Source organism: Nocardia sp. alder85J (assembly GCF_020176955.2).
Taxonomy (GTDB): Bacteria; Actinomycetota; Actinomycetes; order Mycobacteriales; family Mycobacteriaceae; genus Nocardia.
Genome location: NZ_JAIUCZ020000001.1, coordinates 358,138 through 378,681, shown reverse-complemented (window position 1 = coordinate 378,681; position 20,544 = coordinate 358,138). Strand labels below are relative to the sequence as shown.

At 67.3% G+C, this 20,544-nt stretch carries 20 protein-coding genes and 4 tRNA genes; 9 read left to right on the top strand and 15 right to left on the bottom strand.

Annotated elements, in window-relative coordinates; genetic code table 11:
• Positions 1 to 42: 42 nt before the first annotated feature.
• Together LBW94_RS01790 and LBW94_RS01785 are read left to right on the top strand one after the other, a co-directional pair.
• The gene (locus tag LBW94_RS01790) at positions 43 to 216 is read left to right on the top strand and encodes a hypothetical protein (RefSeq protein WP_225061828.1); all 174 of its coding nucleotides are present in this window, start codon (positions 43 to 45) and stop codon (positions 214 to 216) included.
• A 37-nt stretch (positions 217 to 253) separates the two neighbouring features.
• A protein-coding gene (locus LBW94_RS01785) for an IS5 family transposase (RefSeq protein ID WP_266269559.1) occupies positions 254 to 1,172 on the top strand; the annotation gives its coding sequence in 2 pieces (ribosomal slippage) (positions 254 to 621 and positions 620 to 1,172; 921 coding nt in all).
• Between the two features lie 817 nt (positions 1,173 to 1,989).
• Here the strand turns inward: LBW94_RS01785 and LBW94_RS01780 are convergent.
• Positions 1,990 to 2,577: a DoxX family protein gene (locus LBW94_RS01780; protein ID WP_225062754.1), complete on the bottom strand. Its 588-nt coding sequence runs from the start codon at positions 2,575 to 2,577 to the stop codon at positions 1,990 to 1,992.
• 69 nt (positions 2,578 to 2,646) lie between these two features.
• Complete coding sequence (locus LBW94_RS01775) at positions 2,647 to 3,516, bottom strand: sigma-70 family RNA polymerase sigma factor (protein WP_225062753.1); 870 nt, start codon at positions 3,514 to 3,516, stop codon at positions 2,647 to 2,649.
• 407 nt (positions 3,517 to 3,923) lie between these two features.
• On the opposite strand from LBW94_RS01775, the gene LBW94_RS01770 reads away from it, so the two are divergent.
• The 3 genes from LBW94_RS01770 (at position 3,924) to LBW94_RS01760 (ending at position 7,017) form a co-directional block, all read left to right on the top strand.
• Positions 3,924 to 5,201 carry an IS4 family transposase gene (locus LBW94_RS01770; protein ID WP_225062805.1) on the top strand — a complete coding sequence of 426 codons (1,278 nt, stop codon included), beginning with the start codon at positions 3,924 to 3,926 and terminating at the stop codon, positions 5,199 to 5,201.
• Between the two features lie 317 nt (positions 5,202 to 5,518).
• Complete coding sequence (locus LBW94_RS01765) at positions 5,519 to 5,980, top strand: hypothetical protein (RefSeq protein WP_225062796.1); 462 nt, start codon at positions 5,519 to 5,521, stop codon at positions 5,978 to 5,980.
• Positions 5,981 to 6,009: 29 nt separating this feature from the next.
• The gene (locus LBW94_RS01760; RefSeq protein ID WP_225062797.1) at positions 6,010 to 7,017 is read left to right on the top strand and encodes an IS3 family transposase; all 1,008 of its coding nucleotides are present in this window, start codon (positions 6,010 to 6,012) and stop codon (positions 7,015 to 7,017) included.
• A gap of 314 nt (positions 7,018 to 7,331) precedes the next feature.
• Here LBW94_RS01760 and LBW94_RS01755 read toward each other — a convergent pair whose 3' ends face one another.
• From LBW94_RS01755 to LBW94_RS01740, 4 genes are all read right to left on the bottom strand, one after another.
• Positions 7,332 to 7,721 (bottom strand): hypothetical protein, encoded by a 390-nt coding sequence (locus LBW94_RS01755; RefSeq protein WP_225055624.1) that lies wholly within the window; start codon positions 7,719 to 7,721, stop codon positions 7,332 to 7,334.
• A gap of 121 nt (positions 7,722 to 7,842) precedes the next feature.
• Positions 7,843 to 8,943, bottom strand: a complete 1,101-nt coding sequence (locus tag LBW94_RS01750; RefSeq protein ID WP_225055626.1) for an IS630 family transposase — start codon at positions 8,941 to 8,943, stop codon at positions 7,843 to 7,845.
• Between the two features lie 84 nt (positions 8,944 to 9,027).
• Complete coding sequence (locus LBW94_RS01745) at positions 9,028 to 9,918, bottom strand: IS5 family transposase (protein WP_225055641.1); 891 nt, start codon at positions 9,916 to 9,918, stop codon at positions 9,028 to 9,030.
• Between the two features lie 551 nt (positions 9,919 to 10,469).
• A tRNA-Val gene (locus tag LBW94_RS01740) sits at positions 10,470 to 10,541 on the bottom strand.
• 320 nt (positions 10,542 to 10,861) lie between these two features.
• On the opposite strand from LBW94_RS01740, the gene LBW94_RS01735 reads away from it, so the two are divergent.
• The 3 genes from LBW94_RS01735 (at position 10,862) to LBW94_RS01725 (ending at position 11,118) form a co-directional block, all read left to right on the top strand.
• Positions 10,862 to 10,934: transfer RNA gene (locus LBW94_RS01735), tRNA-Gly, on the top strand.
• Positions 10,935 to 10,958: 24 nt separating this feature from the next.
• Positions 10,959 to 11,029, top strand: a tRNA-Cys gene (locus LBW94_RS01730).
• A 17-nt stretch (positions 11,030 to 11,046) separates the two neighbouring features.
• Positions 11,047 to 11,118, top strand: a tRNA-Val gene (locus LBW94_RS01725).
• Positions 11,119 to 11,301: 183 nt separating this feature from the next.
• On the opposite strand, the gene LBW94_RS01720 is transcribed toward LBW94_RS01725, so the two are convergent.
• Positions 11,302 to 11,925 (bottom strand): helix-turn-helix domain-containing protein, encoded by a 624-nt coding sequence (locus LBW94_RS01720; RefSeq protein ID WP_225055643.1) that lies wholly within the window; start codon positions 11,923 to 11,925, stop codon positions 11,302 to 11,304.
• Between the two features lie 237 nt (positions 11,926 to 12,162).
• Here LBW94_RS01720 and LBW94_RS01715 point away from each other — a divergent pair, with 237 nt between their 5' ends.
• Positions 12,163 to 12,945: an IclR family transcriptional regulator gene (locus LBW94_RS01715; protein WP_225055645.1), complete on the top strand. Its 783-nt coding sequence runs from the start codon at positions 12,163 to 12,165 to the stop codon at positions 12,943 to 12,945.
• A 71-nt stretch (positions 12,946 to 13,016) separates the two neighbouring features.
• Here LBW94_RS01715 and LBW94_RS01710 read toward each other — a convergent pair whose 3' ends face one another.
• The 8 genes from LBW94_RS01710 to LBW94_RS01675 form a co-directional block, all read right to left on the bottom strand.
• On the bottom strand, positions 13,017 to 13,436 hold the full coding sequence (locus tag LBW94_RS01710) for a hypothetical protein (RefSeq protein WP_266269548.1): 420 nt from the start codon (positions 13,434 to 13,436) through the stop codon (positions 13,017 to 13,019).
• A gap of 97 nt (positions 13,437 to 13,533) precedes the next feature.
• A complete protein-coding gene (locus LBW94_RS01705) occupies positions 13,534 to 15,120 on the bottom strand; it encodes an acyl-CoA synthetase (protein ID WP_225055649.1) in 1,587 nt (528 codons plus the stop codon).
• 31 nt (positions 15,121 to 15,151) lie between these two features.
• Complete coding sequence (locus tag LBW94_RS01700) at positions 15,152 to 15,985, bottom strand: SDR family NAD(P)-dependent oxidoreductase (RefSeq protein ID WP_225055650.1); 834 nt, start codon at positions 15,983 to 15,985, stop codon at positions 15,152 to 15,154.
• Entirely contained in the window at positions 15,982 to 16,863 is an 882-nt protein-coding gene (locus tag LBW94_RS01695) for an alpha/beta fold hydrolase (protein WP_225055652.1), read from the bottom strand. The genes LBW94_RS01700 and LBW94_RS01695 overlap by 4 nt, the downstream gene beginning before the upstream one ends.
• Before the next feature lie 28 nt (positions 16,864 to 16,891).
• Positions 16,892 to 17,443 (bottom strand): 3-phenylpropionate/cinnamic acid dioxygenase subunit beta, encoded by a 552-nt coding sequence (locus LBW94_RS01690; protein ID WP_225056192.1) that lies wholly within the window; start codon positions 17,441 to 17,443, stop codon positions 16,892 to 16,894.
• 74 nt (positions 17,444 to 17,517) lie between these two features.
• The gene (locus LBW94_RS01685; RefSeq protein ID WP_225055654.1) at positions 17,518 to 18,810 is read right to left on the bottom strand and encodes an NAD(P)/FAD-dependent oxidoreductase; all 1,293 of its coding nucleotides are present in this window, start codon (positions 18,808 to 18,810) and stop codon (positions 17,518 to 17,520) included.
• Positions 18,807 to 19,142, bottom strand: a complete 336-nt coding sequence (locus tag LBW94_RS01680; RefSeq protein WP_225056194.1) for a non-heme iron oxygenase ferredoxin subunit — start codon at positions 19,140 to 19,142, stop codon at positions 18,807 to 18,809. The genes LBW94_RS01685 and LBW94_RS01680 overlap by 4 nt, the downstream gene beginning before the upstream one ends.
• Positions 19,142 to 20,500, bottom strand: a complete 1,359-nt coding sequence (locus LBW94_RS01675) for an aromatic ring-hydroxylating dioxygenase subunit alpha (protein WP_225055655.1) — start codon at positions 20,498 to 20,500, stop codon at positions 19,142 to 19,144. The genes LBW94_RS01680 and LBW94_RS01675 overlap by 1 nt, the downstream gene beginning before the upstream one ends.
• Positions 20,501 to 20,544: the final 44 nt, after the last annotated feature.

The following is a 20,544-nucleotide window of genomic DNA, read 5'->3' as shown; positions in this document are numbered from 1 at the left end:
TTTGTCGCCGCGCGGGCGGCGATGCGAGTCGGAGAGGGCATCATGTCGACGAGCGATGATCAAAAGCAGGCCGTTGATCCGCGCGCCAAGTGGCGCACGCTGCCTCCCGAACCCGTCCCTTCAACCGAGCAGGCCCATGTCGAGGGGAGCGCGTCGGATTACACGGTGCCCAACGTCGATCCAGGTCAGGACTTCACTCGACTCTACGGCGGCTAGGGCGTGTCTCCTAATAGATCGGTGGCGGTGCGGCAGCATGGTCGTCGTGGTTGTGGTTGGTGATCGGTTTCGGGTGTTGACGGATGCGCAGTGGGAGCTTCTGGAGTTGCTGCTGCCGAAATCCGAAGGGCGCGTGGGCCGTAACTTCAGTGACAACCGCCTGATCGTGGAGGGATTGCTGTACCGGCTGCGGGTCAGCGGGCCGTGGCGGGACCTGCCGGCGGTGTTCGGGCCGTGGCAGACGGTGTGGAAGCGCCATCGCCGCTATGCCGCTGATGGGACGTGGGACAAGGTGCTGATCGCGTTGGCCGCGCTGGCCGACGTGTCCGGTGATCTGGACTGGGTGGCGTCGATCGACACCACGATCGTGCGGGTTCACCAGCACGGTGCGAACGCCGCCCGCCACACAGGGGGCTCCCTCGAATTACACGAATCTGCTCGATGAGCCTGCCGATCACGGGATCGGCCGGTCTCGTGGCGGGCTGACGACGAAGATCCACCTGATCACCGATGGTGCCGGTCGCGGCCTGTCGGTGCTGATCACGCCCGGTCAGGCCGGCGACAGTCCCTTTCTCGGTGAGGTGCTCGACGGTGTCAGGGTGCCCCGCCTCGGCGGCGGGGCACCACGGACGAATCCGGACGCACTGCTCGGCGACAAGGCGTATTCGTCGGCAGCGAATCGGAAACTGCTGCGCCGCAGACGGATACGAGCTGTCATTCCCGAGCGTGCCGATCAGCTCGCCAATCGGAAACGCAAGGGCCGTGACGGTGGCAGGGCGCCCTCGTTCGACCGGGAGGCGTACAAGGGACGCAACGTCGTCGAACGGGCCTTCAACAAGGCCAAACAGTGGCGGGCCGTCGCCACCCGCTACGACAAGCTGGCGCTGACCTACCGTGCAGGCGTCGTCATGGCCCTCGTAGTCGAATGGCTCAAACTATTGGGAGACAAGACCTAGTGTTCTGCGCCTGAAATTCGTTGGTTAATTGTAGGATTCGGCGGTGGTGAGGACAGGGCGGCCGAGGTCGGGTCCGGATTTGGTGGTGACCGAGGCTCAGCGTCGGGAGTTGGTGCGGGGTGCGCGGGCGGCCGCGGCGAACGCCCGGTGGTCGGCCATCGCCATGCCCCGATCCCAGGTCAGGGTACGTTTCATCGGGGCGGGCATGTCGGCGTAGCGCTGGACGAGGGGGGCGAGGGTTTGGGGCCGCGGTCGGCGAGCTGCACGATCGTCAGGTGACGGGTCTTGCGGCAGACCAGAGTGGCGATCTGGCTTGTCTTGCCGCCGAGGATGAGATCGCTTTCGAGATGTCCTGCGACACTGCGGTCTTCGGCGTCTGACGGCCGCTCCTCGATCGGGCGGGCGCCGACGATCTGCGAGCACCACTGTCCCCTCACGTTGTGGTGCTTGTGGCCGGTCCCCGATGACGGGGCGGACTCATTCACCGGGAGCGGGCCACAGGCTCTGGCGCAGGCGGTGACATCCGACCCCGATGTGGCACACGCCTCGCCCATCCACGTCGATCCGGCACGCAACGCTTCGCATCGAAGGCCGTGGTCATGAACCTGCTGTCGATCGGGGCGGCGTACGGCGCCATCGTGGCAATCTTCCAGTGGGGCCGGCTGCACAATATATTCGGTGTGCGGTGATGTGGCTGCTGATGCTGCGGCGGCGGGGTGTCGCCACCTGCTCGGCGTCAGGGGGCTCGGGGTAGCCGCCGCGTCGCGCACCCGCCGCTCGGGTAATCGACCGATCGGCCGCTGGACCAGTGGTGGGGTCAATCCGCGGTGACGGCGGTCGACCGGTCGATTACCGGGCGGGCGAGGATGCTTGGTCGGTGCGGCGACCCGACGGGGCCGATCGCAGACACGATCGCCGGATGGTGTCCTGGTTGCAGGGTGGTGTACGTCAGCGGGTCTCGCCAGTCTGCGGGCCAGACGGACAACGCGATAACCACTGCCAGAAGCAAGTGGGTCGGCGCGGAGATGCTGTCGGAGAGTTTGTCGTGGTTGATTTGGTGAGTGACCATGGCACCAACCAGGATGATGATCACGATCACTGCTCCGAGGAACCTCCGCGAAGGTAGCAGCAGGAGGATGCCGCCGGCGATTTCACCGGCCCCCACGACGAATGAAAACCAGGGCGGAAAACCCCAATTGCGAAATTTCACCAGGTATGAGGGCCAACTGCCGATGCCACGGGGATAGAACTTGAGCGGGGCGAACAACACGAGCTCCAGGCCCAAAAGCCAGCACAATCCCGTGAGCAGCCAGTGTGGCACGATCGGTTCGGCAACATGTCCCATGATGGTTTTCCCCTTGGCCTGTTTGAGTGTTGGTCGGCGGCTCGCCGAAGAGCCGCTCACAGGGACTGACGAATCGGCGGCATGGAAGGTAACCAGGCGGGCGCCGAAGACCAGGTGGAGGCGCTCTGGTCAGAGGACGGTGAGCGCGAGCCGCGCGAGGTGTTCCGGTTCGCCGACAAGTTCGATGGCGACGATGCGCGTGTCCGTTACGGTGAACATGAACACGCCGAGCGGAACGCCGCCGGGTGCCCAGGCGGCGCCGGCAGCTCCGTCGATTAGCGCGAGCCGGGCACCGCGGGCTCGCCCACAGAACCGTCTCGCCAACACCGCGGCCCCGTCCAGGTCGGCCGGAGCCCCAGCCTGCCGGGCCACTGCGTCGGCACGAAAGACGACATCGGGATCGAGCAGTTCCAGCAGCGCGTCGAAGTCGCCCTCCCGTGCGGCCGTGAGGAACGCTTGCACGAGGCTGTGCTGGCGGGAGGTGTCGGGATGGGCAGCCGTGTCGGCGTTCCGGACGCGCCGCCGCGCCCTGCTCACGAGCATTTTCGTTGCCCCGACGCTGCGATCGATCAACGGGGCGATTTCAGCGTGCGGTACGGCGAAGACATCGTGCAGCACGAACGCGACCCGTTCATCGGGCGTCAGGATATCGAGCACTACCAGCAGCGCGAGACCGACCGACTCGCTCAAGACCACCTCCTGCGCGGGATCACTGTCGGAGGTCTCGAATTCGGCGCTCGATTCTACGGGGGCATCGAGCGCCTGCTCTGCCCGCGTCGCCCGCGACCGAAGCATGTCCAGACATACCCGGCCCACCACGGTCGTCAGCCAGCGACCCAAATCCCGCACCTCATCGACGTTGGAACGGCTCAACCGCAGCCATGCCTCCTGTACCGCGTCGTCGGCGTCCGCTGCCGAACCCAACATCCGCAGCGCAACCCTCCGCAGATGTGACCGCTGCGCCTCGAACCGGTCGGCCAGCCACTGATCCTCGTCCACTGTTACCTTCCTCGCTCGCCCCACGTCATACAAGACGTACCGAACCGGGCGGACGTAACCGCGCGCCCACACGCCGGCAACCACCCGTTCGTCGAACGACACCGGCGCCGACCCGCCCGTTCGATAACGGCTCTACACCCTGGTTGCCTGGCGCAACACCCCGTTCTTCACCGACGCCGAACGCGCCGCACCGGCTCCCACCGAGGCCGTGACCCGGCTCAGCGACCGCATCGACCCGGTCTCCGACCACATCTGGAACGAAGCCGCCGAACACTACAACGAAACCCAGCTCGCGATGCTGCCGCTATAGATCAATGCCACGTAGGGTAAGTGGTGCGTCCGTGTGGTTTGGTTGTGCTGTTTGATTTTTCGGGTGCTTGTGGTGGGGGTGTGGCAGTGTCTCGGGGGTGACGGACGTGGTGGTGGCGACGCCGGACATGGTGTCGCTGGGTGTGCTGGCAGGGGTTGTGGACCGGGCTCGGGTGGAGGATGCGGTCATGGTGTGCGGGGCGCGTGCGCAGCGGTCGGGCGGGAAGTTGCCTCCGCATGTGGTGGCGTATCTGACGATGGCGTTGTGCCTGTTCGGCGGCGATTCCTATGAGGAGGTCGCGGTGAAGGTGACCGGGGCGCTGACCCGGTGGGGTTGCTGGGATGCGGGCTGGTCGCCGCCGACGGCATCGGGGATCACCCAGGCGCGTAAACGGTTGGGGCCCAAGGTTCTCGAGCGGGTGTTCGAGTCGGTTGCCGCACCGGTGGCGACTCCGGCGACGCGGGGGGCGTGGCTGGCGGGGCGCCGGCTGGTGGCCATCGACGGTTTCGATGTGGACGTGGCTGACACCGAATCGAATGTGGCCGAATTCGGGTATCACGGGTCCGGGGACAACCGCTCGACCTATCCGAAAGCGCGGGTGGTCGCGTTGAGCGAGTGCGGTACGCATGTTTTTCTGGCCGCGGAGGTTACCGCGATCACTGTCGGGGAACGTGCCGCGGCTGCCCGGTTGTATCCGCGGCTGCTCGGTGACGAGATCTTGTGCGCGGACCGGGGTTTCTACTCCTTCGATGCGTGGGCGGCCGCGAAAGCCGGTGGGGCCGAACTGGTGTGGCGAGCACCGACCAATCTGCGCCTGCCGGTGGTGCGGGTACATGCGGACGGCACCTACGTGTCGGTACTCATCGATCCTGCCGTGCAGTCGAAACGGCGGCGTGCAGCGATCCTGGCCGCCGCGGCCGCGGGCGAGGACCTCGACGAAGCCGAGGACGCGCACCTGGTGCGCGTCGTGGAATACGATGTGCCCGACCGTAATCCCGACGGTGAGCTGATCGTGCTGCTGACCACCCTCACCGATCCCGCGGCCGTGCGCGCCGACCAGATCGCCGGCGCCTACCACGAGCGCTGGGAACACGAAACCGCGAACGACCAGCTGAAAACCCACCTCCGCGGCCCCGGCGCCGTACTCCGGTCGAAGTCGCCGGAATTGGTCCATCAGGAGATCTGGGCGTGGCTGACCGTCCACTACGCCATCGCCGCGGTCATGGCCCGCGCCGCCGAAGCCGCCGACCTGGACCCCGACCGAATATCGTTCATCCACGCACTCAACATCATCCGCCGCACCGCCACCGGCACGGCGGCTTTTCCCCCCTCACCGCTGGACCGACCCCGACGTGACCGCCTCGGTCGCCACTGAGATCACTACCCGGCTCAACCCACCCCGGCGCCACCGCAGCTACCCACGCAAGATCAAACGCGGACGTCACAACGCCTACCTGATAAAACGCAAGTGCGACAAAGGAATCCGACACACCGGCCCGGCCACCATCAACCTGCGACGCCTACCCGCCGCATGACAAACCACACGGACGCACCACTTACCCTACGTGGCATTGCGCTATAGATCTCCCAAGTCAACGTTTTCATCCGCCCCCTGTCTGTCAGTCTGGGATGAGACAGGGGGACGCTGTACTCCTTTGAGGTAGACCAGGGCGAGACAGGAACGATCGAGCAGTGACGATGACCTTGGCCGACCAGGCCGCCGCGACGGCGGCGGGGCAGAATGGGCCGGTGGGCAAGAAGACGGGGCGGCCGGCGCGGCGCACGTTCACCGCCGCGTACAAGGCGCGGATCCTCGCCGAATACGACGCCCTGCCAGAAGGCGGCCCGGAACGCGGCGCCTTGTTGCGGTCGGAGCGTCTCTACCATTCCCATATCGAGCATTGGCGTAAACAACAGTCGAAGGGAACTCTGTCCGCGACGACCGGGAAACCGGCGAAGGATCCGGTGACCGAGGAGTTGGAACGGCTGCGGGCGGAGAACCGGAAATTGAAATCCGATTCCACGCAGCTGGCGGCGAAGAACGAGAAACTCGAGTCACAACTGGGTAAGACCAAGGCTGCCCTGGATCTGGCGGGAAAAGCCTTCGCGCTCTTGGAACAGATCTCCGAGAGCGCGGATTCCGACGGCAAGTAGACGCCATCCTCACCCAGCAGACGCCGGGATTGGAACAGCTACTGGGTGTTTCGGCGACCTGTTCGCTGTTGGGAAGGTCTCGTGCCACCGAGTATCGGCGCCGTAATCCGATACCGCACCCGCGCCGGCAACGGCGGCCGGGTCGGCATCCGGCGCAGCTCAGCGACGCCGAGCGCGACCGGATTCTGGCGGTGCTGGACTCGCCGCGGTTCGCGGACAAAGCACCCGCGCAGGTGTGGGCGGTGCTCCTCGACGAGGGCGTCTACCTGGCCAGTGTGGCCACCATGTACCGACTACTGCGTGAGCGCGGCCAGACCGGCGAACGCCGCGCCCAAGCCATCCACCCGCCGCGCAAGAAACCCGAACTGATGGCCGACGCACCGAACCAGGTGTGGTCGTGGGACATCACGAAATTGAAAGGCCCCGCCCGCGGAATCTATTATCAACTGTATGTCATCCTCGACATCTTCTCCCGCAAGGTGATCCATTGGGAGATCTGGCCCACCGAAACCGGTGAACTCGCCAAAGAATTCATCCTCCACGCCATCGAAGCAAATAACGGCGTCATACCCGGCGCTGTCCACGCCGACCGCGGCACGTCGATGACATCGAACACCGTCGCCGGCTTGTATGCACGGCTCGGGGTCGACCAGTCCCATTCCCGGCCACACGTGTCGAACGATAACCCCTTCTCTGAAGCGAACTTCAAAACCTTGAAGTACTGCCCAGCATTTCCCGGCGCGTTCGGTTCGCTGGAAGACGCACGCCAATTCTGCGCGGCGTTCTTCCGGTACTACAATTACGAGCACCGCCATTCCGGGATCGCATGGCACACAGCAGCATCGGTACACGACGGCACCGCCGCCGGGATCCAGCAACGCCGAGCCCAGACCCTGGACCAGGCATTCACGGCTCACCCCGAACGCTTCCACGGCCGCCGACCGCTACCACCCAGGCTGCCGATCCGGGTCTGGATCAACGAACCGCCAGCCACCCTCCGAACCGACCACCCGCCACAAACCCCCTACGCAGCCTGATGTCTCATCCGGATTGACAGCTTCCGGCCTCGACATCTCCACCAAACAAGTCCCCGGCACCTACTACGCGCGAAAGTGCCTGTCCCGCAGTGCAGAATTGAACCCGTCAGGGTCCCGTGCCTCCAGGCGGGAGAGGCGCTTTCGGGCGTACGATATCGGGCGGCAGCGGCGGTTGCCCGACCCCGAGCCTGTGGCTGAGGAGCGTCGCGGCCCTCGAACCACAGCAAGATCAGGGCGTGGCGGCACTAACCGCAGTAACGATGAGCAGGGCGACGCGGTAGCGATCGACAACGGGTCCGGGGCGGCTTGCCTTGCTATGACCAGTGAAGGTGGAGGCAGATGATGAAACAGCTGGCCAAAACAACGAAACCGCCCCCGAAGGGGCGGTTCGTACGCCGGAGCGTTTGGGGTCCCCAACGTACCAATAAACGAACCAATGGAACTGCTGGTAAACGGGCGAACCGTATCGATTCGCCCAGTTCGGGAATTCGTCCGGCAACCGCAGGTCTCGTGACACGATCGGGTGGCGTGTATCCGCAGTAGTGCGGCTGCATTCGCTGAACCGGATCGATTGAATTCTTATAGGCCTGCGGCGGGTTCGGTTCGGCGACGATTTGGCCGTCTTCGCTCAGGTTCTTCTTCTCCCAATCGGCGATCAGGACGGCAAGAGCGCTAACTGCGCGCTTGTACTGTGCAGGTGTCATCGGGACGGTTTCGACCTTGGTGACTTTGATTTTGTGCTCGACCTCGTCGAAACATCATCTCGTGTCGGCACCGGTCCAGCAGGAGAATGGCAACTTTCCGGCAACTTTGTGGATAGGTTCTCTAGTGTTCTGCGCCTGAAATTCGTTGCAGATATCGTGCGAGGGAGTCGAGGATCTCTTCGGCTGTCTTGCGCCAGACGAACGGGCGTGGGTTGGTGTTCCATTGGTCGACCCAGTGGCGGAGGTCTTTCTCCAGTGCCGCAACGCTTTTGTGGACACTGCGGCGCAGCAGTTGCTGGGTGAGGAAGCCGAACCAGCGTTCGACCTGGTTGAGCCAGGACGAGCCGGTCGGGGTGAAGTGCACGTGGAACCGCGGATGCCCGGCCAGCCATTGCTGGACCAGCGGTGTCTTGTGGGTGGCGTAGTTGTCGCAGACCACGTGCACATCCAGTCCGGCAGGTACGGCCTTGTCGATGCTGGTCAGGAATGCGCGGAACTCGGCGGCCCGGTGCCGGCGGTGCAGTTCACCGATCACGGTGCCATCGGCGATGTTGAACGCGGCGAACAGGCTGGTGGTGCCGTGGCGGGCGTAGTCGTGGGTGCGGCGCTCGGGCATGCCCGGCATCATCGGCAGCACCGGCTGCGACCGGTCCAGAGCCTGGATCTGCGACTTCTCGTCCACGCACAGCACCACCGCCCGTTCGGGTGGATTATGGTACAGGCCAACAACATCCACGACCTTCTCCACGAACAACGGATCAGTGGAGATCTTGAAACCGTCGACCAGATGCGGTTTCAGCTCGAACCGCCGCCAGATCCGCCCGACCGTCGATCTCGACAGTCCGGTCCGCGCGGCCATCGAAGACCGCGACCAGTGCGTGGCATCCGAGGGCAGTTGCTCGACAGTCATCTCGACCACCTGCTGCACCTGATCCAGCAGGATCGATGGCCGCCGGCCCGGCCTCGGCTCATCGGCCAGGCCCGCCAGCCCGTACTCGATGAAACGACCCCGCCACTTACGCACCGTCATCGCTGTCACGCCCACCTCGGCCGCGACATGTGTGTTGAACGCACCCGGTACGGCGCAGGCCAGCACGATCCGGCACCGCAACGCATACGCCTGCGTCGAGGTCGCCGCCCGCGCACCCCGCACCAACTCCCGACGCTGAGCCTCGGTCACCACCAAATCCGGACCCGACCGCGGCCGCCCTGTCCTCACCACCGCCGAATCCTACAATTAACCAACGAATTTCAGGCGCAGAACACTAGGGCTTGTATCGAAGTGGTGTGGGCTGGTGGTCTGCCGTTACTGGTGTCGGAGCCATTGATTGATGGCTGCGATATGGATGGTGGCGAGGTAGCGGACGGCGAGTTTGTCGTAGCGGGTTGCGACGGCCCGGTGTTGTTTGAGCTGGTTGATGCCCCGTTCGACAGCGTTGCGGTCTCGGTAGACGACCTTGTCGAACGCTGGGGGGCGACCACCGGCGCGGCCGCGGCGGCGCCGGTTCGCGATCTGATCGGACGGGGTCGGGATCGTGACCTTGATCCCGTGGCGGCGTAGCCATTCCCGGTTACCGTGGCTGGAATACGCTTTGTCCGCCAGCACCCGCTGTGGTCGTACCCGGGCCCGTCCGCCGGCGAGTTTCGGCACCGCGATCGCGTCCAGCACCGCCGTGAACTGTGGACTGTCACCGGCCTGGCCCGGGGTGATCAGCAGCGACAGCACCCCGCAGCCCTGCTCACACGCCAGGTGCAGCTTCGCCGGCCATCCGCCTCGCGACCGGCCCAGCCCGTGATCGCCGGGCTCCGGTTCGCAGATCCCGCCGGGCGGCTCGGCCTGTCCGGCGCTGTCACGGCGGGCACCGGCGGCATGCTGATGGGCTCGCATGACCGTGGAGTCCACACTCACCTGCCAGCGGATCGAGGCGGCCTTCTCGGCGAGTGCTTGCAGTAGTTTCAGGATCAGCGCCCATACCCCGGCCCGCTGCCAGCGGCGGAACAGGCTGTACACGGCCGGCCAGGAACCGTACTCGGCCGGAACGTCGCGCCACGGCGCCCCGACTCGCACCCGCCATCGGATTCCATCGATGAGCTGCCGTTTCGTCCATGCGGGCGGGCGGCCCGCCTTCTTGCCACGGGGCAGCAACGGTTCCAGCCTCGCCCATTGGGCATCGGTCAGGTCCGCGCGCCCCGCCACCGCCCCGCCACCGCTACGCTGGTCACGAGGTCTCCGGTGTGGTCTCCGGTGTGCTTGGTCGCTCACCGATCTACCGGAGACCTCGCCTATATGCCAACGCCCCCAACCAGTTCCATCGTAGATGGAACCAGGGGTGGCACCGCTACCCGGTGCCACCCCACACTTCACTTCGATACAAGCCCTAGGTGTACTGACCTGAGAGGGTCGGGGCTGCTGCACGATTCGGTGACAGTGTCACCACCTGGTGCAGCAGCCCCGTCCGGTCACCACCGCGGTCGGCCCTCGTGGCACGGGCAGCAAAGGAAACTCGGCGCTCAGAGACGTCCCTCTGGCGGGGTGTCCCAAGCTGGTGACGTCACGCACTGGTGTGGACCCGATAGGCGGCTGCGTTGACGCCTGGCATTGGTAGCGACAGTCGCCGACGACGTCGATAAACTGCCGCGCGAGATGCAGTCTCCGCTCGGACTGCGTACGCCACAGTATGGAAATAGTTCGGATAACTCGCAAATATAACAAATCCACAGGCCCTTGACCTGCGGATTTGTTGTCTGTGGTCCCAGCTGGGATCGAACCAGCGACCTCTCGCGTGTGAGGCGAGCGCTCTCCCGCTGAGCTATGAGACCGTGCGGGTGTTCGTGATGGCTTGTGATTGCCGCTCCGAACGAGATGGAACATTAACACGCTCTACCCCTGTCGTACCAAATCGCGTCTCGACCTGGCGGTTCGCGTGCCGTAAGGGGTGGTGACAGGAGGTGGGCCCGTGGAAGTGGGGAAGGCAGCTGGGTTGAGGGCCCCGAGCTGCGGAACGACAGGGGTGTAATTCAAATTTACCCCCTCTCACCAGCCGATTTGTTGCTTGCGCGGGGGGTGGGCTAATGTTTCCTCTCGCAGCCGGATGGCACGAAAGAGCCGCCCGGGAGCCGAATCGCGGAGAGCGCGATGTGCGGATGTAGCGCAGTTGGTAGCGCATCACCTTGCCAAGGTGAGGGTCGCGGGTTCGAATCCCGTCATCCGCTCGAAAGGCCAACCCGGCCTTGGTTGGCGGTGTGGCCGAGTGGTGAGGCAACGGCCTGCAAAGCCGTGCACACGGGTTCGATTCCCGTCGCCGCCTCGAAAGAGGCACAACCTGCGCGATTAGCTCAGCGGGAGAGCGCTTCCCTGACACGGAAGAGGTCACTGGTTCAATCCCAGTATCGCGCACGAGAGAAACAGCAGGTCAGAAGCTTTTCATAAGCGACTGACCTGCTGTTTTCGTTTCGGGAACCCATCAGTGCGCCCCCACCGGGCTTCCCGGCAGCCCGCCGGTACAGGCAGCGGGACCGCGCCGACGCGTTTCCAGCGGACGGCCAGGCCCTCGTGCGCCGCATTCCGTGGCAGACGGGATCAGGCGCCGGGGGTTGTGCCGTCGCGGGTGACGGTGGAGCCGAACTGGCGGACCTGCGGGAGTGTGGTGACCATGTGGGCGACCACGCGGTCGGTCAGGCAGACATAGCGGTGCGGGGTGTCGCCGGGGAAACGGACGAAATCACCGGCGGCCAGGTCGACGGTGTCGTTGAGCGGGCCGGTGCGAATCTTGCCGGTGATCACGTAGAGGTGGTGCAGGGTCCCGGGGGCGTGCGGCTCGATCACCTGAGGTTCGCCGGCGGCGCGCTCCAGGCGCAGCACCAGGGTGCGCACGTAGCCGGAGCCGTAGGTCTCGTCGAGCATGCGCTCGAGGCGGTGACCGGCGGTGTGCCACTCGGCGTCGTCGGCGCGCTGGACATACACCGGGGTGCCCCATTCGGTGAGCAACCGGCGCACGGTCACGTCCAGTGCCGCTCCGAGCTGGGCCAGGGTATCGATCGTGGGATTGCCGAGGCCGTGTTCGATCTTCGACAGCGTCTGTTTCGACAGACCCGAGCGACGGGCAAGCTCACCGATCGACATGGCCCGTTCCAGCCGGTAACGGTGCACGTTGCGGGCCACCAGTTCGTTCTCGTCGATCCGGCCGTCACTTTTACTGTGCATATCGTCATTATTACTGATCAGTGGACCGGGCGGCGCCGCACCCCCGACGATCTTCCGGCAGCCCCCCGCGCAGGCGGGCGCCCGGCGACCTTCCGTCACTTTTAATTACCACTTCGTCATTATTGACGAACCATGCGAGCGGCTTGCATCATGGTTACCTAGAAGTGCCGATCCGGTTACTGAAGTTGACAGTCGTCGCGTCGGGCACGCTCGTGACCCCCGCAGAGGAAGTCCGCTATGACCACATCCATCGCCACGCCGGTACGTGACGATCGCGCCGCCGTCGACAAGGCCGTCAGCCTGCTGCTCGCCTTCGAGGACCAGACCGGCGCCGGGCTGGGGGTCAGCGAGTTGGCGCGGCGTGCGCAGTTGAGCAAGTCCACCGCGTTCCGGGTGCTCGGCATGCTCGAACGCAACGGCGTCGTGGAGCGGATCGGCACCGGTTATCGGCTCGGTGCCCGGCTGCACCAACTCGGCGCCTCGGTGTATTCGCCGGAGTGCGAGCGTCTGCGCGATCTGCTGCTGCCGTACCTGACGGACCTCTACGAGTCGACCCATCACACCGTGCACCTGGCCGCCCGTTACGACAGCGAGGTGGTCTACCTGGCGAAACTGTACGGGCATCGGACGGTGGCGGTCCCGTCGCGGATCGGCGGCCGGCTTCCGGCGCACTGCACCGCGGTGGGAAAGGCGTTGCTCGCGTACCGCACCGACCCGGGCGGGCCGGTCACCGAGCCACGGCGGATGACACCGCACAGCGTCACCGACCCGGTCCGCCTGGCCGATGAGCTGTCGGTCGTCCGGCGCACCGGCATCGCCTACGAGGAGCAGGAGAGCCGCCTCGGAGTGTCCTGTATGGCGGCGCCGGTGTTCGACGGCTCCAGCCGCGCGGTCGCGGCCTTCTCCATCGCCGGGCGCCACGGGCAGCTCGACACCCGGCGGCTGGAGCCGGTGCTGCGGCGCATCTGCGCGGCCGCGTCCAAGATCGCGGGGCGCGCGCAGCCGGTGCGCGTCCCCTGATCGTCGCCGGCCGCGGGGGCGTCGTTCCGCGGCCGGGTTACCCTGTCGCGCAATCGATCCGACGTCGGGTGTCAGGTGCCGGGTACCCGGTCGAGGTCCGGGTCCACGGCGGTGACCCAGGCCGGTTCGGCGACCAGCAGGCTCAGCTCCGCGCCGGGCAGGTCCACGTCGACCACGTGCCGGAACCCCGCTGCCGTCGCGGCGGTACACAGGGCGGACGCGCCGGGCGCGATGGCGATCAGGATCCGGCGGCAGCGTGGATCCGCCGACTCGATCCCGGCCACGAGCGCGCCGAGCAACTCGGTCAGCAACGGCGCGGCCGGTGCACCGATCGTGCGGGCGGACGGACCGATCCGAACCTCGACATCGTGCCGGTCCACAGGGTAGGCGGAGCGCAGCCGGCCCGCCGCGCAGCGTTGCAGCTCGACGGTCGCCGCGGTGCCGCCCGGACCGCGAACGTCGAGCAGAATCGTTGCGCGAGAGCGGTTCACAACCGTGGCCGTCCACGGTGCGGCCAGCGCCGGCGGCTCCACCGCGCGGGGGCCGGGGCGCCGGATGACCGTCGGTCACCCGCCGAAACCGCCTGCGTCACTGTCCCCCACCGATCAGCCGGTGCACCGCGCGCTTGTCGAGCTTGCCGGATGCGTTGCGCGGCACGGCAGCCACGATGCGCAACTCGCGGGGCAGCTTGTAGCGGGCGAGGGTGACGGCGGCGTGATCGCGGACGTCGTCCAGGGTCGCGGGAGTGCCCTCGCCGAAACAGGCCACCGCGACCACGGTTTCGCCCCATTCCTCGTCCGCGGCACCGACCACGGCCACGTCCACCAGCCCCGGCATGTCGGCGAGTGCGCGCTCCACCTCGGCGGGATAGATGTTCTCGCCGCCGCTGATGATCATGTCCTTCAACCGATCCACGATGTACAGGTAGCCGTCGGCGTCCAGGTAGCCGATGTCGCCGGAATGGAACCAGCCGTCCCGATCGAAGGCCGCCGCGGTGGCCTCCGGGTTGTTCCAGTATCCGGGCGTGACATTGGGACCGCGGACCACGATCTCGCCGCTGACCCCCGGTCCGACCGGCAGATTGTCGACGGGATCCACCACCTGGACCTCGGTGTGCGGCATGGCGATTCCCGCCGACCCGAGTTTCGCCAGGGTGTGCTCGGCGGGCAGGTGGGTGGCGAACGGCGCGGTCTCGGTGAGGCCCCATGCCTGTTGCAGGACCACCCCGTGCGCGGCGAACTGCTCGATCAGCGACGGTGGCACCGGCGCACCGGCCACCACCACGCTGCGCAGCCGGGACAGATCAGCCTCGGGCAGGCCGGGCACCCTGGCCAGTCCGGCCAGCATGGCGGGTACCGCGAACATCGAATTCACCTGGTACTCCACCAGATCCCGCAGCATCGCGGCGGGTTCGAAGGCGCGCCGGACGATCAGCGTGCCGCCGCGGATCAGGGTGCGCAGGGCGAGTGCGTTGAGCCCGCCGATGTGGAACAACGGGGCCACCGCATGGGTCACGTCACCGCGGCGGGTGTCCAGCCGGGTATCCACGTTCACGCCGTTCCACCAGATGTTCCCGTAGGTGAGGGTCACACCCTTGGGCAGCCCGGTGGTGCCGGAGGTGAACATCAGGATGGCCGGGTCGTCGAAGGTGCGCGGCAGCACCGTGGCCATGGGCGCGGCCACGGCGATCGGGGCGCGCCACGGCAGCCAGTCCGCCGCGGCAGCGGTCGCGGGGACCTGCGGATCGTCGTCGACCAGCAGGAAGTGCCGCAGCATCGTGCGCGTCCGGACCGAGTCCAGGATGTCGCGGTGACCGTCCTCGCAGACCGCTGCCGTCGCGCCGCTGTCCCGCAGCACGGACTCCAATTCCATTCCCGCCAGCCGGAAATTGACCGGGACGAAGACCGCGCCGAGGTGGAACCCGGCCAGCATCGTCACCAGGAAGCTGCTGCTGTTCAGGCCCAGGTACGCGACCCGGTCACCCACGCCCACACCCAGGCCGTGCAGCACCGTCGCCAACCGGGCGGCGCGGTCCTCCAACGCGGCGAAGGTGAGATCGCCACCGGCATAGCGGATCGCGATCCGCTCCGGTTGGTACCGGGAGTTCGCGCGAATCGCTCGCGCGGGGTTGATATCCACTGTGGCACCGGAATTCGGCGGATTCGCCGTGCTCATCGAAACTCCTCGTGCTCGTCGGTGAGCTGATTCAGAGGTGGTCGCCACCGGCGCTGGTGGCGAAGCCGCGCACGCCGATACCGCCGTCGACCGAGATCGCCTGTCCGGTGATCGGCCCGCTCTGCTCGCGGGAGGCGAGCAGGACGTAGGAACCGGTGAAATCGCGGGGGTCGGTGCTGGAATCGTGCAGCGGAATCTGCGGGGGTGGGGCGTCGACGGGCCGCTTCGCGAACGAGACCGCCAGTGAACGATCTTGCAGGGCAAGTGATTCCGGTCCGCGCAGGTCGGTGTTCATGCCGCCGCACGCCACCCCGTTGACGCGGACCTTGGGGGCGAGTTCGTAGGCGAGTTCCCGCATCAGGCCCAGGCAGGCGTGTTTGCTCGCGGTGTAGACCGGGCCGCCGCCGTTGACATGGAAGGAGGCGTTGGACAACGTCATCACGATGCTGCCGCGGGAGTTCACCAACTCCGGCCAGGCCGCTTCGGCGGCGAGCAGGTAGCCCTTGACGTTGATCGCGAACACCTCGTCGAAAGTGTCGGACAGTTCCTTCGCGGTCAGCCGGGTGAGCTGGCGCTGATAGTCCCAGATGCCGGCGTTGGCGACGAGGGTGTCGAGTCTGCCGAAACGGGAGACGGTTTCGGCGACCGCGGCGTGCAGTTGATCGCTGTCGCGGACGTCGGCCTCGACGGCGTGCATCCGGGACGGGTCCGCGCTGGCGGCCACCACCTCCTCGAGCCGGTTCAGGCCGCGGCCGACGATGGTGACCGCAGCACCCTCGGCGACGAACCGGTCGGCGACCGCGCGGCCGATGCCCGACCCGCCGCCGGTGATCAGGGCGACGTAGCCGTCGAGCCAGCCGGTCACGACAGATCTCCGAGGAAATCGCCGACCAGGCGCTCGAATTCGCGGGCCCGTTCCAGCTGTACCCAGTGGCCGCAGTTCCCGAAGACGTGCATTTGCACGTCGCGGATGTTGCGCAGCATGATCTGTGCGCCGTCGAGGGTGATGGTCCGGTCGTCGCGGCCCCACAGCAGCAGCGTCGGCGCCGTGATCCGGTCCAGGTCCCGCCACAGCGGATCCATGCCGTGGCGTTTACCGAACGCGGCGTTGTAGCGGTGGTAGAAGGCGATGTGGCTGTCGTCCAGCGACGCTTCGTACCGGGCCTTGACCACGTCCGCGCCGAACTGCTCGTGGTCGAACACCATCGTGCGGATGAAGTTCGCCATCTTCTTCTCGGTGGGCCCGCCGCCGTTGTAGTAGCGGAACATCTCCTTCTGCCCCTCGGTGGGGGTCGGCCCGAACGGCAGCCAGCCGCCGCCGGGAGCCATCAGCACCAATCCCGTCACGCGCTCCGGGCGGGCCTGGGCCATGGCGATCGCGGCCGCGCCGCCGAGACTGTTGCCCAGCAGATGGAATCGCCCGATGCCGAGCGCGTCCAGCACCTGATACAGGGCGTCCACGGTGATCTCGGTGATCGAGCGCTCGTCGAGGTCCGCCTCGGTGGGCCGGTAGCTGCCGCCGAAACCGGGCTGATCGGGCAGGATCACCCGGAACCGCCCGGTCAGCGCGGGCAGGTTCTGGTGGTAGTTGCTCACCCCGGAGGCGCCGGGGCCGCCGCCGTGCAGCATCACCAGGACCGGGCCGGAACCGGCCTCCGCCACGGCGATCTCGCCGAGGGAGGTGGACACGGTGTGGTGGATCAAGGAAGCATCCTGCTGCGCAGGCGATTCGGTCGCGGTCATCAATGGCCTCCGGGGCGGGAAACGGGTCTCAGAAGAAGGTGGAGATGTTCTTCGCCTGCAGGATGTTCTGGTCCAGCAGGATCGTGCGGCGGGCCACGCGCAGCCCGTCCGCGGTGCGGCGCAGGATGTCGGTGCGCTGCCCGGCGAAGACGTTCTCCTCACGTTCGAGCCGGTTGCGGTACACCAGGAATGCCGAGCGCACCAGCAGGTCGTCGACGGTGAATCCGGGGTGCTCGTCCGGATCCACATGATGGGCAACGACATTCGTCACCAGATGCCGGGTGCGCGACGGCGGATCCTCCGACCAGGCCATGCCGGAATCGAAGCGGCGGATCCGCCACGCGAGACTGTCCTTGGTCTCGTCGTAGTAGCCCGCCTCGCCGCGCGCGGCGACCGACAGCGCCTGCTGCCGGCGTAACCGGTTGGTGCGGGTGGGCATCCAGTAGTCCAGGTCGTCGGCGAGCAGGTCCAGCCAGTCGGTGAACCGGTTCTCGTCGAGCAGTTCGGCCTCGAGGTAGTACAGCTGCTCCACCTCGAAGTGGAGGTCGCGGTCGGCGTGCAGGCCGGCCCGGGACGGCATTGTCGGAGTGCTCACGGTCTCATCTGATCCCTTCTGCCGGAGGCGGTGAAGCGGTCGTGCCGCAGAGCGGCACGTCAGCCGCGCAACAGCTTTCGGAGGTCGGTGCCGGGGTCGGCGAGGCGGTCGGGGTCGACCGGGATGCCGCCGTCGGCGAGGCGGCGCGCGGCGCGCACCGCCTTCGAATCGTCCACGGCGACCGCGGCGATCACCCGCCCGTCGCGCAGGCCGAACGCCGCGAACGGTGACTCGCCCGGCACCCCGCGGTGCACGACACGGTCCGCGCCGGACATCGAACCGATCGCCTCCACGTGCCGGTGGTGCCGGTCGGTCCAGAACCACGGGATGCCGTCCACCGGCACCGGGGCACCGAGAATCGTTGCGGCCGCACGCTGTCCGTCGCGCTGCGCGGCCTCCCAGTGCTCGGTCCGGGGCAGCAGCACGCCACCGTCGCGGACCCGGGCCGGATCACCGACGGCCAGCACCGCTGGATGCGAGGTGACCTGCCGGCGGTCGACGAGGATGCCCCGATCGATGTCCAGCCCGGCGGCTGCGGCCAGCGCGGTGTCCGGCACCATGCCGACGCCGAGTACGACGGCGTCGAACGTCTGCGGCACAGCCGAATCCGCTCCGGTGAACAATCTCTGCGGCACAGCGGAATCCGGCTCGGTGAACGATGTCCGCGGCGCAACCGGGCCGGGGGCGGTGAACGTCGCCTCGATCCCGGCCGCGGTCTCCCGCAATTCGGCCACCCCGGCCCGGCGCAGCGAAATCCCCCGGGCCGTGTGCATCTCGTGCAGCCACGCGGCGATCTCCGTGCCGACCACACCGGCCAGCGGCGGGGACACCGGATCGACCAGGGTCACCTCGCACCCGAGATCGACTGCGGTCGAGGCTGTTTCGGCACCGATCAGTCCGGCGCCGACCACCAGCAGCCGGATCCCGGGGCCGAGCGCCGCGCGCAGCCGCTGCGCGTCCTCGGCGGTGCGCAGCACGTGCACGCGGTCGCTGTCGCCGCCGGGAATCGGCGGGCGGGCCGCGCGACCGCCGGTGGCGAGCACCACCCGGTCGGCGCGCACGGGACCGCCACCGGACAGTTCGACCTCCCCGGCGCCGGCCCGCAACGCGATCGCGGTGGTGCGGGTGAGCAGCCGGATCTTGTTGTCGTCGAACCACTGTGGTGGTTGCAGGGCGATCTCGGCGAGGGACTTCGATCCGGCGAGGAAGTCCTTGGACAGCGGCGGCCGATCGTAGGGGAACTCCCCCGCGTCCACCAGGGTGATCTCGCCGGTGAAACCGCCGGACCGCAGCGCGGCGACGGTGCTCACCCCGGCGATGCCGCCGCCGACCACCACGACCGAGCCGGTCACGGCGTCTGGCCCGGGTAGAGGAAGACCTCACCGTCGCGCACCTCGACCCGGTGCGGCCGGGCATCCGAGGTCGCCGGAAGGCATTGCACCGCACCGGTTCTCAAGCAGAATTTGCTGGCGTGCATGGGGCACTCGACATAGCCGCCCTCCACCCAGCCCTCGGCCAGCGAGGCCACCTCGTGCGGGCAGGTGTCGTCCAGCGCGTAGACCACGCCGTCGTCGTCGCGCAGCAGCGCGATCGCGTCCGCGGCGCCGGTGACGGACGGGTCCACGGCGATACCCTCGCCGACGGGGATGTCGTCGAGCGCGGCGACGCGAATTCCTGTGCTGATCATCGGTTTTCCTTCTCGTGCCAGGCCGGGGTGTTCATCAGGTCGCGCCAGCGGCCGTAGAAGGCGCGGCCCGCGCCGTCGCTGTACAGCTCGCTGGTCGTGCCCGGGTAGCGGCCGTCGTGCCGCTCGGAACCCATACCCATCTGGTAGTTCAACGGCACCCGGTTGGTGACGAAGCCGTGCGAGACGGCCTGCACCTCACTCCAGTTCTCGCCGTCGTCCTGTTCGAAGATGCCGCTGGGGCCGAAGGTGCGCAGGTTGTAGAGCCGTTGTGCCTCACGGACTTCCGGCGGCAGCGATTTGTCGACCACCGTCCACGCCCACACCTCCATGCGATCGGGGCCCTTCGGATGCCAGACCCGGATCGTGCCGATCACCGGCAGATAGGAGAAGTTCGGGAACACCGTGGCGTGGCCGTCGGTCATCGGGCCCTCCACCCGGGCGTCGCCGAGGCGTTCGCGCAGCGCCGCGTAATCGGTCCACTCGTGCAGCTTCGGGGTGTTGAAGCGGTTCTTCGGGTGCACCGGGAATCCGGCGCCGTGGCCGTTCGGGTCGGTGTACTGCCGCCCGGTGCGGTGCACGATCTCGGCCTTCGGATTCTTCGTCGGCGACAGCACCATCAGCGCCGACCCGTGGCTCATGTTCACGTGGTACCAGTCGGTGGCGAACTGCTCGGCCGCCAGCTTCCAGTTGCCCTCCAGCACCCACTTGTGCACGCCGCCGACCACGACCGTGCCCGCCGGGTCGCGGTCCAGCATCGCGTCCATGTACCAGGCCATGTCGCCGAGGTAGTCACGCAGCGACACCGGCTCCGGATTCCAGGTGCCGAAGATCAGGCCCCGGTACGTCTGCACGTGCGGCACCTCGACCAGGCCCCAGTCGGCGCTGTCGAACGAGTCCGGATACCCGTCCCGGTTCGGGATCGACACCAGCTTGCCGTCCAGGTCGTAGGCCCAGCCGTGATACGTGCAGGTGAAGTTGCGGGTCGCGCCGCAGTCCGCGCGCAGCACCCGGGCGCCGCGGTGCCGGCAGGAGTTCAGGTAGGCGCGGATGCGCCGCTGCTTGTCCATGGTCACGATGACCGGGTCCTCGCCCATGTACGTGGTGAAGAAGTCGCCGGGCTTGTGGAGCTGGTCGGTGTGCGCCAGGAACAGCCAGCTCGGGGCGAAAACCCGGCGCAACTCCTGGCGGTACAGCTGCTCGTCGGTGAAGATGGCCCGGTCCAGCAGCCCGGAGCCGGTGTCGACCAGCCCGGAGACATCGAGGTTGCGGTCCAGCGCGGCCGGGCGGCGCAGGACACCACACGGGGTGCCGCAGACGGCGTCACGGCCGGTGGCGGGGTCGATGGTGGACGTCATGACACCAGGGAAGCCGCGCAGGCGGGTCCCGCACCACCGGACGT

Bases quoted from the DNA above. Each gene is read 5' to 3' on its own strand.
- LBW94_RS01790 (WP_225061828.1), top strand. From the start codon at position 43: ATGTCGACGAGCGATGATCAAAAGCAGGCCGTTGATCCGCGCGCCAAG.
- LBW94_RS01755 (WP_225055624.1), bottom strand. From the start codon at position 7,721: ATGACACCTGCACAGTACAAGCGCGCAGTTAGCGCTCTTGCCGTCCTG.
- LBW94_RS01720 (WP_225055643.1), bottom strand. From the start codon at position 11,925: ATGCACAGTAAAAGTGACGGCCGGATCGACGAGAACGAACTGGTGGCC.
- LBW94_RS01715 (WP_225055645.1), top strand. From the start codon at position 12,163: ATGACCACATCCATCGCCACGCCGGTACGTGACGATCGCGCCGCCGTC.
- LBW94_RS01705 (WP_225055649.1), bottom strand. From the start codon at position 15,120: ATGAGCACGGCGAATCCGCCGAATTCCGGTGCCACAGTGGATATCAAC.
- LBW94_RS01695 (WP_225055652.1), bottom strand. From the start codon at position 16,863: ATGACCGCGACCGAATCGCCTGCGCAGCAGGATGCTTCCTTGATCCAC.
- LBW94_RS01690 (WP_225056192.1), bottom strand. From the start codon at position 17,443: ATGCCGTCCCGGGCCGGCCTGCACGCCGACCGCGACCTCCACTTCGAG.
- LBW94_RS01675 (WP_225055655.1), bottom strand. From the start codon at position 20,500: ATGACGTCCACCATCGACCCCGCCACCGGCCGTGACGCCGTCTGCGGC.